Below are 11,643 nucleotides of genomic sequence, written 5' to 3'. Positions count from 1 at the left end.
ACCTAGACAAAGGAACGGGACCAACGATGAACACCTGCGAAGTGATCGAATTGAGACCCGGCCTGACATTGATCGTCGAGGACAATGCCTTTCTGTCCACAGAGCTTTTCGAGGCGCTGAAAGATGCCGGGCTGAACCCGCTGCCGCCGCTTGGCTCCTACAACGAGGCGCTGGCCTGGCTGTCAAAGAACTCGCCGAAACTCTGTGTGCTGGATCTGGACCTTGGCCGCCGGATCAACGGCAACATCCAGGTGGGTGAGGAAGGCCGCCGCCTTTTGGCCATCCTGCACAGCCGTGGCTGCAAGACGGTGATCTATTCGGCCTATGCCCAGAACCTTGCGAACCTGACCCCGATCGACCCCGGCGTCGAACTCATCAGCAAGTCCTGCCCGGTCGAAGAGGTGGTCACGCGGCTGCGGCAAATCGAAGGGCTGGAGCCCGAGGACGCCTGACGCGCCTCAGCTGTCTTCGCGGTCCTTGCGCTGGATCGTCACGCGCACACCGCCCTGCGCGTAGTCAAGCTCCACCTCGGCCAGCAACTGCCGCCCGAGGATCGTTTTCATGAGGTAGGTGCCAAAGCCGCTGTCCTTTGGCGGCTTGACGTCCGGCCCGCCGGTTTCCTGCCAGACGATGCGGCTGAAGTGTCCCTGCCGCGCCGTGACCGTCAGCGTCACCCGGCCGGTCGGCGTGCTCAACGCCCCATGTTTCACGGCATTGGTGCCCAGTTCATGCAGCGCCAGCCCGATGGCCTGCGCCTCGGTCGGCTGCAAAAAGACTTCGGGGCCTTCATAGCGAAAATTATCCGCCCCCGGCCCGACGAAGGGCGCAAGGCTGCTTTCGGCCAATACCCGCAGCCCCTGTGCCTTCCAGCCGCTCCGGACCAGCAATTCATGCGTGCGCCCGATGGAATAGAGCCGCTGGGACAGGCTGGACACCATCGTATCCTTGTCTTTTGCCGTCTGCGCCGTGAACCGCGTCACCGCGCGCACCACCGCCATCATGTTCTTGACCCGGTGTTCCAGTTCGGCCAGCAGCATGTCCTTTTCCGTCGCCAGCGCGCGCGCCCGGGTGACATCCCGCACCGCCACGCCCGCCGCCGTCACCTCGTCCTTCAGGCGCACCGGAAAGATATCGCCCATCAGAACGCGTCCGGCCCCCGCCCCACCCGCGTCCAGATGGATTTCCACGCCGGTCCGGGCCGGCTCGCCTTCCAGCACCGCGCGTACAGGCTGTTCCAGACCGGTCCGCAGCGCCGTGGGGGACAGTTCCGCCAATGCCCCTTCAAGGGTTTCGGGAGGCAAGCCCATCATCTTGGCCATCGACCGATTGCTGCGCACCCAGGCGAACTCGCGGTTGATCAGGCCAAGGCCGATGGGAACCCCTTCATAGATGGCCTGCAATTCGGCGTTCTGATGTGCAAGCCGTTCCGCCGTGCTCGATAGATCCCGGTTATAGTCCTGCAGCTTTCCGTTGATGAATTCGAGCTCTTCGCGGCTGATCGCCAGTTGCTTGTTCGAATCCTGCAAGGCCTCATTCATCGCCATCAATTCGTGGTTGGCGTTGCTCAGCGCCTTTTCGGCATCCGCCGACCGGTGTTCCAGCCGCCTGATCCGCGCCCAGAACCCGGTGGCATCGCTTGCCTCCTGTTGTACCGCTTGGGACGGATCCGTCCCAAGCGCATCCACCTTGCCCAGCACCAGAAGATAGCGGTCACGCCTGTCTTCGAAGGGCTGGACCCGCAGGTTGACGACCTGCGCCTCTCCGCTCACCTCTGCCATCACGTCAGACACCACCGAGGCCACGCCCCGGTCGCGGACCTCCGCCAGCGCCGCCTCTGCCGCCCCGGCCAAGGCAAAGGATTGCAGATCGCGCAGGGTCAGCGCCTGATCCGACCGCACCGCCGAAAGAAACGCCTGCATGGCGGGCGAACAATGCAAAAGCCGCCCGGTATCGTCGAGCGATGCAAAGGCCGCGCCGATCAACTGCAGCACCGCGTGCTCTGCCCCGGCGCGCTCTGATGGCCAGTCGACCACCGCCTCCCGGGCCAGCGCCGCCCCGGACACCAATGACTGTTCGGCGCGGGGGCGGGCCCGGTCCAAAACCCGCTTTGCGCCCCGCCGCCCGGCGCGCCGCCGAAACAGCGTCTGCCTCTCATCCAGCGGCTCGAACAATTGCGCATCAAGGGTGGCATCCGGCGCGTCCAGAACCCCCAGACAGCCGCCGGGCTGCAGCGCGTAATGAAAGACGGACAGCGCCTGAGACACCTCTGCCTGCCCCGCAAACATCAGCGGATTGCGGCACAGGATCAGGTCCAGATGCCCAAACGGCGGATCGACATACAGGTTGTGCTGCGAAAAGACACACATCTCGCGCAGGGCCCCGTCGATTTCATAGCCGCCGCGTGCCTCGGTGAAAAAACGATCCTGACGGGGCGCGGACACGCCGGTCAGCGCCGACCGCGGGAAAACGCCGACGCGCGCCTGGCGCAGGGCGACCGCATCGGTGTCAGAGCCGAACAGACGCCATCGCCGCGCGTCCCCCTGTGCCGCGGTCAGTTCCGCGATCAGCATGGCCAGCGAATAGGTCAACTCTCCGGTGCCGCAGCCCGGCACCCACAGGCGAAAACTCTCCTGGTCGCTTTGCAGCAAGGGGATCAGCACGCGGTCCCGCAGGCTTTCCAGTGACTGGGCCGACGGGAAAAACCGCGCCTCGGCCTGCATCACGTCCCGCGCAAGCATTGCCCGCTCCACCGGGTCGCGCCGCAGCTGCGCAAGATAGGCATCGACGCCCCGCACCTGCATCAACCTCATGCGCCGCCGCACCCGCGCCGCCAGCCGGGCCGCGCCGTCCGCATCCGGGCGCACCGCCAGGCCCAGCACCTGAGCCGCCGCGTCGGTGTCGATGGTCGCGGCCACCGCCGGCGTCGCGCACAGGCGGGCCGCCTCGGGGGCGGCGGATGCTGCCGGAACCAGCCGGTCGATCAACCCGCTCATCCCCTCCGGCCCATGTTCCGGCGCCTGCTCTGCGGCCATCAGCACCGCACCGCCCGCATCGCGGACCGCCCGCAGCCCGGTCAGCCCATCGGTCCAGCGGCCGGACAACAGCACCGCAACCGGCGCCACCTCTTCGGCGAGGGTGGTCAGGCAAAGCTCCACCGCGCTCCACACCGTGTCCCGCGCCCGGCCCCGCTCCAGCCACAGCCGCCCCGCCTGCACCCGCATCAGCCAGCCGGGCGGCACCACCACCACCTGATCCGCGATCAGCGCCGCCCCGTCCAGCGCCGCCACCACCGGCACCGGCGCCTGCAGCCCGGCCATCAGGTCATCGCCCGGCCCCGGCGCGATCAGCGGCACCACGATCCAGGCAACGCCGCCCCGCTTGGGGATCGCGGCCACGCAGGCCTGCAGCGCCTCGGCCTCCGCGACCGAAACCGCGATCACCGCGACCCTCAAACCCTGCTGCGACATGATGAATTCCCGGCGTCTTGCCCTCTGCGCAGCCTGACACAGCCGCCCCGGCAAACCAAGCGTCCGTCGCGCCTTCACGCCCCATGAGAATCGCGTATATTGGGGCCTCGACGCCCGCCACCACAGCACCTAGAGGGGACCCCCCGGCATGCACCAATACCTAGACGCCCTTCGCACCGTCCTAGAGCAGGGCGAGGACACGTCGGACCGCACCGGGACCGGCACGCGCAGCTATTTCGGCCTGCAATGCCGCTATCCTCTGGCGGAGGGCTTTCCCCTTGTGACCACCAAGAAACTGCACCTGCGCAGCATCGTGCACGAACTGCTGTGGTTCCTCTCCGGTTCGACCAACATCCGCTACCTGCAGGACAACAAGGTCAGCATCTGGGACGAATGGGCCGATGAGAACGGCAACCTTGGCCCGGTCTACGGCCACCAGTGGCGCCATTGGCCCGGCCACCGGGGCACGATCGACCAGATCACCACCCTCCTGGACCAGATCCGCCAGACCCCGGACAGCCGCCGCCTGATCGTGTCGGCGTGGAACCCGGCGGATGTGCCCGACATGGCGCTGCCGCCCTGCCACACGCTCTGGCAGGTGCGCATCCTTGGCGGCAAGCTGCACCTGCAACTCTATCAGCGCAGCGCCGACATGTTCCTTGGGGTGCCGTTCAACATCGCCTCCTACGCGCTGCTGCAATGCATGCTGGCCCGCGTCACCGGCTATGAGCCGGGCGATTTCGTGCATTCCATCGGTGACGCGCACATCTATTCCAACCACATGGACCAGGTGGCCGAGCAGCTCTCGCGCACGCCCCGCCCCCTGCCCCGGCTGGAGATCACCCGCGACGTCACCGACCTCTTCGATTTCCGCTATGAGGATTTCGCCTTTCCCGGCTATGACCCGCTGCCCGCCATCAAGGCCCCCGTGGCCGTCTGAGGAATGCCCGCATGATCACCCTCATCGCCGCCCACGACCGCAACCGCGCCATCGGCAAGGAGGGCGACATCCCGTGGCACATCCCCGAGGATCTGGCCATGTTCAAGCGCGAGACGCTGGGCGGCGCGATCATCATGGGCCGCAAGACATGGGAGAGCCTGCCCTTCAAACCCCTGCCCAAGCGGCTGAACATCGTGGTGTCGCGCGACACCTCCCTGCATGAGCATGTGGTGGGGTCGGTCGAAGAGGCCATCGCGCTGGCGCAGAGCCTTGGCTATTTCCGGGTCTATGGCATCGGCGGACAGGGAATTTACGAGGCCATGCTGCCGCTGGCGCACCGGCTGCTGATCACCCACGTGGATGTTGCGGTCGAGAGTGCGGACGCCTGGTTCCCCGAGGTGGGGGAGGGGTGGCGGGAGGTGGGGGTATTCGAAGTTAGCACTTCACCCACAGCAATAATCCATGAAACCTTGAAGGAACCGATTCTCAATCCGTAATTCATCAAAACAGACCAATGGAGAAGTTATGTTTGGAAGCAAGAAAGATGACTTACCACATTGTGTCGTTTGCGGCCGGCCAAGGCGAGGTCTGAATAGTGAAGGCGTTTGCATGGGCTGCGTCGAAGACGCGAGGCTTAAAGCCCGTGCAGAGAAAGTTTCGGCTGTCGCAGAGATAGACAACGACCTGAGAAGGAGAGCGGATGCTCTGCTTCTCACGACAGAGCCAACTCTAGATCAAGTGGAGAGCCGGATAGGAATAGTTTCGGGATGCAGCGCATTAGGAATGCACATCTTTCGAGACCTGACCGCTGAAATCCGTGATGTAATCGGCGGGCGCTCAGGCGCATACGAGAAGGCGATGCGCGAAGCACGCGATTTTGCTCTATCTGATATGAGAATACAGGCGGCAGAATTGAACGCTGACGCGGTAGTTTCCGTAGATATCTCCGTCTCAGAGGTTACTGGTGGAGGTGGATTGTTTGGCGGAAAGGGAATGCTTTTGGTCTTCGCGTCGGGAACAGCGGTGAAACTCACCGGCCAGTAATACGCGGATTCTTTGATCGTATAGAGGGCTTTTAACTCAGAGCCTTGACACCCCCCGCCCGGAACAAGGGCCGTAGGCCCGCCGGGCGAGCGCCTGACCGGCCCCACCGGGCAGGCGCTTTGTCAAGCCACACCGTCCCTATGAAAACTCCTACGGGAGTAGCAGGATAAACTGCCCCCTCCAACGGGGCAGCGCCTCCCCGCCGGTCAGTCGCACGCCCGGCTCCGCACTCCGCCCCTACCTTACGTAACCCGGAGCCGGGGAAACCTGAGAGCATCCTCCCCATGATCCCGCCCTAAGACTCCATTAACCAGAGTGGCGGGGGCTACCTCATCTGTAGAGGGATGCCAAAATGACTGCCAAACTCCGGACACCTGCCAAGGCAGGGCATCCGTTCGATCCGATCGAGGACACGCTGGTGCATCGGCTGGCGCAACAGGCTGTGCAGCGGGGGGCCACCCTCCCGAGCCCAAGCCCGTGCTCTTGCCCGCATGGCGCCAAGCCCATGCCTGCGGCCCGCCCCGCCTTTCCGCTGCGTCGCCTCGTCAGTCTGGGCGCGCGGAGCGAATGACACCTGCCCCGGGCCAGACCCGGGACCGCAGACCCTTTGCCCCTCCCCCCCCCGGTTGCACATAACAAAACGGCGCCGATCCGCCGACCGCCGGTCCGGTATTCCGCCCTGCCCAATGCGCCCCGTCCGGGGTATGGTCCCGCTGCGCCCCGCGAATTTCCGGCGCCGCAATTTTTCAAATGACCCAAGACCTTACGCATTCAGTAAAGGAATACAAAATGACCCGCATTTCCCTGATCGCGGCGGCCCTCGCCGCCCTTCTTGCCCCCGCCGCCATGGCCAGCGTCTCCCAAAGCTGCTCGGTCCCGAACGCGGTCAAGTGCACCCTGTCCAGCCCGAACGGCATCGCCACCGCGCGTGTCCACCTCGGCTCGCCGCACAACATCGACGTGGTGAACAACAGCTACCGCTCCTGCCCGCGCTCCGTCGAGGTCAGCTTTGACCCGGTCGCCGGGATCCAGAACTACACCGTCAGCGCCACCGAATGCAGCGGCGCGCAGGGCAAGCTGACCCTGCAGCCCAAGGGCGGCGGCAAGAAGCTGGGCTTCAGCAACTGATCCCGCCCCGGCCGCCGAAACCGGCACCTTAACCGACACAGGCACCAACACTGGCACCGGCACCGGCACACCCCATCCGCATGGGGTGTGCCCCTGCTGCGTTTGCCGTCAGCCTCCCCCTTTCCGCCCCGCGCGCGCTCTGCCATACTCCGGCCCAATCAATCAGAACAAATCGAGCACGCACATGGCCGACGATCTCCTGAAAGTGACCGAAACCTCCACCTATGACGCCTCTTCGATCGAGGTGCTTGAGGGGCTGGAACCGGTGCGCAAACGCCCAGGCATGTATATCGGCGGCACGGATGAGCGCGCCCTGCACCACCTCGTGGCCGAGGTTCTGGACAACTCCATGGACGAGGCCGTGGCCGGCCACGCCAACCGCATCGAGATCACCCTCTATGCCGATTACGCCATCGAGATCCGCGACAATGGCCGCGGCATCCCGATCGACCCGCACCCCAAGTTTCCCGGCAAATCCGCGCTGGAGGTGATCCTCTGCACCCTGCACGCGGGCGGTAAATTCTCGGGCGACGCCTATGAAACCTCGGGCGGCCTGCACGGCGTCGGCGCGTCGGTCGTCAACGCGCTGTCGGATTCCATGGTCGTGCAGGTGGCCAAGAACAAGGAACTCTACGAACAGCGCTTTTCCCGCGGCATCCCGCTTGGCCCGGTCGAAAAGGTCGGCGCCGCCCCCAACCGGCGCGGCACCACGGTCACCTTTCACGCCGATGAGCAGATATTCGGCCACCACCGGTTCAAACCGGCCCGCCTGTTCAAGATGGTGCGCTCCAAGGCCTATCTCTTTTCCGGCGTCGAAATCCGCTGGAAGTCCGAGATCGAGGATGGCGACACCCCGATGGAGGCCAGCTTTCACTTCCCCGGCGGCCTGTCGGACTACCTGACCGAAACCCTGGGCAGCGCCTCCGTCTATGCCGACAAACCCTTTGCCGGGATCGTGGATTTCAAGGAAAAGTTCAACACGCCGGGCAAGGTGGAATGGGCGATCAACTGGACCCCCTCGCGCGACGGGTTCATCCAGTCCTACTGTAACACCGTCCCCACGCCAGAGGGCGGCACCCATGAGGCCGGGTTCTGGGCCGCGATCCTCAAGGGCATCCGCGCCTATGGCGAGCTGGTGAACAACAAGAAGGCCAGCCAGATCAACCGCGACGACCTGATCACCGGTGGCTGCGCGCTGGTCTCCTGTTTCATCCGAGAGCCGGAATTCGTCGGCCAGACCAAAGATCGCCTCGCCACGGTCGAGGCGCAGCGGCTGGTGGAAAACTCCGTCCGCGACCATTTCGACAACTGGCTGGCCTCGGATACGAAATCCGCCGGGGCGATCCTCGATTTCCTTGTCCTGCGGGCAGAGGAACGCCTGCGTCGCCGTCAGGAAAAGGAAACCGCCCGCAAATCGGCCACCAAAAAGCTGCGCCTGCCGGGCAAGCTGACCGATTGCACCGCCAAATCCCGCGAGGGTACGGAACTGTTCATCGTCGAGGGCGACTCGGCCGGTGGCTCTGCCAAGGGCGCGCGCTTCCGCGAGACGCAGGCGCTGTTGCCGCTCAAGGGCAAGATCCTGAACGTGCTGGGCGCGGCCTCGAACAAGCTGACCTCCAACGCAGAGATCCGCGATCTCTGCGAGGCGCTTGGCGTGCAGTTGGGGACCAAGTTCAACATCGACGATCTGCGCTACGAAAAGATCATCATCATGACCGACGCGGACGTCGACGGCGCCCATATCGCGGCGCTGCTCATGACCTTCTTCTACACCCAGATGCGCCCGCTGATCGACAACGGCCACCTCTACCTGGCCTGCCCGCCTTTGTACCGCCTGACACAAGGGGCCAAACGCCTGTATGTCGCCGATGACGCCGCCAAGGAGGCCGCGCTGGCCAAGGGGCTGGGCGGCAAGGGCAAGATCGATGTCCAGCGGTTCAAGGGTCTGGGCGAAATGGACGCCAAAGACCTCAAGGAAACCACCATGGACCCCGCGACACGGACGCTGATTCGGGTTACCATCGATGAGGATGAACCGGGGGAAACCGGGGATCTGGTGGAACGCCTGATGGGCAAGAAGCCTGAATTGCGCTTTCAATATATTCAGGAAAATGCACGCTTTGTTGAGGAATTGGACGTCTAGATTTTTCGCGCGCTCCGCACTTCTGTGCCTTGGCGCCCTCTCACTCGCCAGCGCGGGCCACGCGCAGGACTGGGACCAGAAAATCGCAGCCGCGCGGGATAATGCCGCCCGGCTGGAACAAATGGCCGAAGAAAAGGGCGCGCCCATGTTGGGCACCCTTGATCTGCAGGCCGATGTGGCGGAATTCAAATGCCTGATCCTGGCAGAGATGCTGAATGCGGGCGATGTCGCCCCCTACATTCAGCTTTACGGCCCCAACCCGGCGGATGAGCCGGACCTGAACGATCCCTACGCCATCCGCCTGCACGCCACGGCCGACGCGAAATGGGCCTATCAGGCCAGCCTGATCGTCGATCTGTCCGAAGATCAGCGGCTGGAGATGTGGAACCTGACCTGCGACGGCAAACTGGGCATTCCCGCCGGTCTGGTCGCGGCGGATTGGGCCACCCGCGCCACCTTCCGCGTCGAATACGGCATCCTCTACGTTTTGGGCGATATCGAAGAGGGGTTCTTTGACGAGTTCCAATCCTTCATTCAGGCGCATGAGGTAAACCGCGTCTTCTTCGGCAGCCGGGGTGGCTCGGTCGGAGAGGCGGTCAAGACCGGCAGGCTGATCCGTCAACTTGGTCTGGAAACCGATCTCTACGCCACCTGCGCCTCGGCCTGCCCGCTGGCCTATCTGGGCGGCACCCCGCGTCTCATCGACAACTGGCGGTTCAAGCTGGGGTTTCACCAGATGGCCTACAACGGTGAGGCTTTGCCCTTGGATCACGAATTCTACGGGCTGGTCCGGGACTACGTGACCGAGATGGGCGCAAACGGCGATTACGTCGTGAACGCCATGCAAAGCGCGCCGATCGACCAGATGTATTACCCCGAATTCCAGGACATGTGCGACGCCGACCTCACCTGGGTCCGCGGCAACTGCTCCCAGCCGCACCCCTCGGTGCGGCGGTGAGTTTTTTTGGGTGGGCGCGTTTGAAGGTCTGGTCGACGCGAACAACCCCGCGCCGGTCTGCGGCGCGACTGTAGGGCGGGGTTCACCCCGCCGACCACCGTAGGCCGGGCTTCAGCCCGGCACCTCCGGCACCCCCGCCACAAACTATATTTTCACCACCCCCCTCACCCCCTCTTGTGCGGGGCGAAACCCACCACACATCTAAACTGCATCCCGCAACGATGCCTCACCGGTGTCATCGCCCTGACCAACGTCAGGCAACCCTGCCCCCTCTGAGCGTCCCAATCGCCGGCCCCCGTGTCGGCTCGTGTCGAAAGAGGAAGTCCCATGTCCAAGGAAAAAAGTCGCGGCAACCGCGAAGCGAAGAAACCCAAGAAGGAAAAGGTGAAGGTGCTGGCCACCGCCAACAGCAACACCGGCAAGGAAACGGTGATCGCGGGCAAGGCCGTCGGCAACAAGCTGACCGGCAAGCCTGCCGCCAAACCGGCGGCCAAGGCGGGCGGCAAGGCCCCGCACCACGCCTGATCCGCACCTCGCCCGATCGGCAAGAGGCGTTCGGCGCAGTCCCCCGGCGGCCCGACACGGCCGCCGTCGCGCCCCCGGGGCGGGCGGTCCGCCCACCCCGGTTTTGCCCTCGGGACAGGCCCTTTAGGACGGTGCATTTCCTGACAAAGGGTTAAACCGCTCCGGTAACCCCTTGATCTGGCATTCCCCCTAAGCTGTCCACGCGTGGACACCCCCTTGGCGCTTGCCAAGCGGCGCGGCCCCGGCCACTCTCTCGCCATGTGTCGGATCGCCCTTTTTGCCCTGCTCCTCCTCGCCGCCTGCGGACGCCCCCTGTCGCCGAATGAAACGGCTTTTCTCAGGGCCTTTCACGGCGACGCCATCGATCCGCAAAAGATGCGCATCATCGAGGGCAACCCGGCGGGCGCCGTCACCTACAAGATCCCCGTCCGCCCCCGCACCACCTGTCAGGAACGGCTCTGGCCGCCGATCACCAAGACCCAGACCGTCACCGTCTCCCCCGCCGCGACGGTGATCTACAACAGGATCCTGCTGCGCGACGATGTCTACCGGCCCGACATGCTGGCCGGCTATCCCGACCGCATCGATATCTTCGACGCCATGCTCTTTGCCCATGAGGCGACCCATGTCTGGCAGTGGCAGAACCGGCGGCTGACCGGCTACACCCCCTTCAAGGCGCTGCGGGAACATTCGGCCAGCGCCGACCCCTATCTCTTCGACACCGAAACCCCGCGAGACTTTCTCGATTTCGGCTATGAACAGCAGGGCAGTATCGTCGAGGAATACGTCTGCTGCCGTCTGCTGGACCCGGACGCCCCGCGCACGGGACGCCTGCGGCAGATGATCGGGAAATACATGCCGGTGAACCGGCTGGACGCCGCAATCGACCGGCCCATCGTGGTGCTGCCGTGGAAGGACGCCCAGGCCGACGGCATCTGCCGGGCGCAGGCGTCCTGACTCAGTCTTCGACCCGCTGCAACTCACGCAGGTAGGCAACCAGATCGACCACCGGCTGCGAGGCAAGGATCGGCTGGCCCGTGGGCGCCTTCATCGGCACGTCAAAGGTCCCTTCGAAAAAGTCGCCGAAGACCGGCATCGGAGAGCCATGCGCCACCAGTGGATCCCGTCCGTCGATCCGCTTGATCACGCGGATCAGCGGAAAGGTCCCGCCGTTCTGCGCCGCAAGTTCAGTCAGGTTGGTCGGGGCAAGCGTCAGCACCCCCGCCATCGGCCCATCTCCCCGGCCTTCGAGGCCGTGACAGGCCGCGCAATGCGTGTAGTAATGAGAGCGTCCGATGTCCGCATCCTGCGCCAAGGCGGGCGCGGCCAGCAGACAGAACAGAGCAAGACGGGCCATCATGTGCATTTCCTCCGATTTCCCCACGCAGGCACTCTGGCACGGGTCGCGACGTTACAACATGACCCGTGTCAAACTTTC

The 11,643-nt window shown here is 64.6% G+C and carries 12 protein-coding genes; 10 read left to right on the top strand and 2 right to left on the bottom strand.

Annotation, left to right across the window (positions count from 1 at the left end):
* Nucleotides 1–26: 26 nt before the first annotated feature.
* Entirely contained in the window at nucleotides 27–452 is a 426-nt protein-coding gene (locus tag ACTXGA_RS07170; RefSeq protein ID WP_443392463.1) for a response regulator, read from the top strand.
* Nucleotides 453–458: 6 nt separating this feature from the next.
* Here ACTXGA_RS07170 and ACTXGA_RS07165 read toward each other — a convergent pair whose 3' ends face one another.
* Complete coding sequence (locus ACTXGA_RS07165; RefSeq protein ID WP_443392462.1) at nucleotides 459–3,467, bottom strand: CheR family methyltransferase; 3,009 nt, start codon at nucleotides 3,465–3,467, stop codon at nucleotides 459–461.
* Between the two features lie 148 nt (nucleotides 3,468–3,615).
* Between ACTXGA_RS07165 and ACTXGA_RS07160 the strand changes: the two genes are divergently transcribed.
* From ACTXGA_RS07160 to ACTXGA_RS07120, 9 genes are all read left to right on the top strand, one after another.
* On the top strand, nucleotides 3,616–4,407 hold the full coding sequence (locus ACTXGA_RS07160) for a thymidylate synthase (RefSeq protein ID WP_443392461.1): 792 nt from the start codon (nucleotides 3,616–3,618) through the stop codon (nucleotides 4,405–4,407).
* An 11-nt stretch (nucleotides 4,408–4,418) separates the two neighbouring features.
* Nucleotides 4,419–4,904, top strand: a complete 486-nt coding sequence (locus ACTXGA_RS07155; RefSeq protein ID WP_443392460.1) for a dihydrofolate reductase — start codon at nucleotides 4,419–4,421, stop codon at nucleotides 4,902–4,904.
* 112 nt (nucleotides 4,905–5,016) lie between these two features.
* Nucleotides 5,017–5,451, top strand: a complete 435-nt coding sequence (locus ACTXGA_RS07150) for a YbjQ family protein (protein WP_443392459.1) — start codon at nucleotides 5,017–5,019, stop codon at nucleotides 5,449–5,451.
* A 352-nt stretch (nucleotides 5,452–5,803) separates the two neighbouring features.
* The gene (locus tag ACTXGA_RS07145; RefSeq protein WP_443392458.1) at nucleotides 5,804–6,022 is read left to right on the top strand and encodes a hypothetical protein; all 219 of its coding nucleotides are present in this window, start codon (nucleotides 5,804–5,806) and stop codon (nucleotides 6,020–6,022) included.
* Nucleotides 6,023–6,240: 218 nt separating this feature from the next.
* Nucleotides 6,241–6,579 (top strand): hypothetical protein, encoded by a 339-nt coding sequence (locus tag ACTXGA_RS07140; RefSeq protein WP_443392457.1) that lies wholly within the window; start codon nucleotides 6,241–6,243, stop codon nucleotides 6,577–6,579.
* A gap of 184 nt (nucleotides 6,580–6,763) precedes the next feature.
* On the top strand, nucleotides 6,764–8,722 hold the full coding sequence (parE, locus tag ACTXGA_RS07135) for a DNA topoisomerase IV subunit B (protein WP_443392456.1): 1,959 nt from the start codon (nucleotides 6,764–6,766) through the stop codon (nucleotides 8,720–8,722).
* 145 nt (nucleotides 8,723–8,867) lie between these two features.
* Complete coding sequence (locus ACTXGA_RS07130; protein ID WP_443392455.1) at nucleotides 8,868–9,680, top strand: hypothetical protein; 813 nt, start codon at nucleotides 8,868–8,870, stop codon at nucleotides 9,678–9,680.
* Nucleotides 9,681–10,007: 327 nt separating this feature from the next.
* A complete protein-coding gene (locus ACTXGA_RS07125; protein ID WP_443392454.1) occupies nucleotides 10,008–10,205 on the top strand; it encodes a hypothetical protein in 198 nt (65 codons plus the stop codon).
* Nucleotides 10,206–10,409: 204 nt separating this feature from the next.
* Nucleotides 10,410–11,162: a hypothetical protein gene (locus tag ACTXGA_RS07120; protein WP_443392453.1), complete on the top strand. Its 753-nt coding sequence runs from the start codon at nucleotides 10,410–10,412 to the stop codon at nucleotides 11,160–11,162.
* A 1-nt stretch (nucleotide 11,163) separates the two neighbouring features.
* Here the strand turns inward: ACTXGA_RS07120 and ACTXGA_RS07115 are convergent, their stop codons facing one another.
* A complete protein-coding gene (locus tag ACTXGA_RS07115; protein WP_443392452.1) occupies nucleotides 11,164–11,571 on the bottom strand; it encodes a c-type cytochrome in 408 nt (135 codons plus the stop codon).
* Between the last annotated feature and the right edge of the window lie 72 nt (nucleotides 11,572–11,643).

This window comes from Antarctobacter jejuensis (genome assembly GCF_052266595.1).
Lineage (GTDB): Bacteria > Pseudomonadota > Alphaproteobacteria > Rhodobacterales > Rhodobacteraceae > Antarctobacter > Antarctobacter jejuensis.
Note: the sequence above shows the minus strand (reverse complement) of the source record. Positions and strands in the feature narration are given on the sequence as shown.

Excerpts from the sequence above, each read along its gene's own strand:
- ACTXGA_RS07165 (WP_443392462.1), bottom strand. The coding sequence starts at position 3,467 with ATGTCGCAGCAGGGTTTGAGGGTCGCGGTGATCGCGGTTTCGGTCGCG.
- ACTXGA_RS07130 (WP_443392455.1), top strand. The coding sequence starts at position 8,868 with ATGTTGGGCACCCTTGATCTGCAGGCCGATGTGGCGGAATTCAAATGC.
- ACTXGA_RS07145 (WP_443392458.1), top strand. The coding sequence starts at position 5,804 with ATGACTGCCAAACTCCGGACACCTGCCAAGGCAGGGCATCCGTTCGAT.
- ACTXGA_RS07155 (WP_443392460.1), top strand. The coding sequence starts at position 4,419 with ATGATCACCCTCATCGCCGCCCACGACCGCAACCGCGCCATCGGCAAG.
- ACTXGA_RS07150 (WP_443392459.1), top strand. The coding sequence starts at position 5,017 with ATGGGCTGCGTCGAAGACGCGAGGCTTAAAGCCCGTGCAGAGAAAGTT.
- ACTXGA_RS07170 (WP_443392463.1), top strand. The coding sequence starts at position 27 with ATGAACACCTGCGAAGTGATCGAATTGAGACCCGGCCTGACATTGATC.
- ACTXGA_RS07125 (WP_443392454.1), top strand. The coding sequence starts at position 10,008 with ATGTCCAAGGAAAAAAGTCGCGGCAACCGCGAAGCGAAGAAACCCAAG.
- ACTXGA_RS07140 (WP_443392457.1), top strand. The coding sequence starts at position 6,241 with ATGACCCGCATTTCCCTGATCGCGGCGGCCCTCGCCGCCCTTCTTGCC.
- ACTXGA_RS07115 (WP_443392452.1), bottom strand. The coding sequence starts at position 11,571 with ATGCACATGATGGCCCGTCTTGCTCTGTTCTGTCTGCTGGCCGCGCCC.
- parE (WP_443392456.1), top strand. The coding sequence starts at position 6,764 with ATGGCCGACGATCTCCTGAAAGTGACCGAAACCTCCACCTATGACGCC.
- ACTXGA_RS07160 (WP_443392461.1), top strand. The coding sequence starts at position 3,616 with ATGCACCAATACCTAGACGCCCTTCGCACCGTCCTAGAGCAGGGCGAG.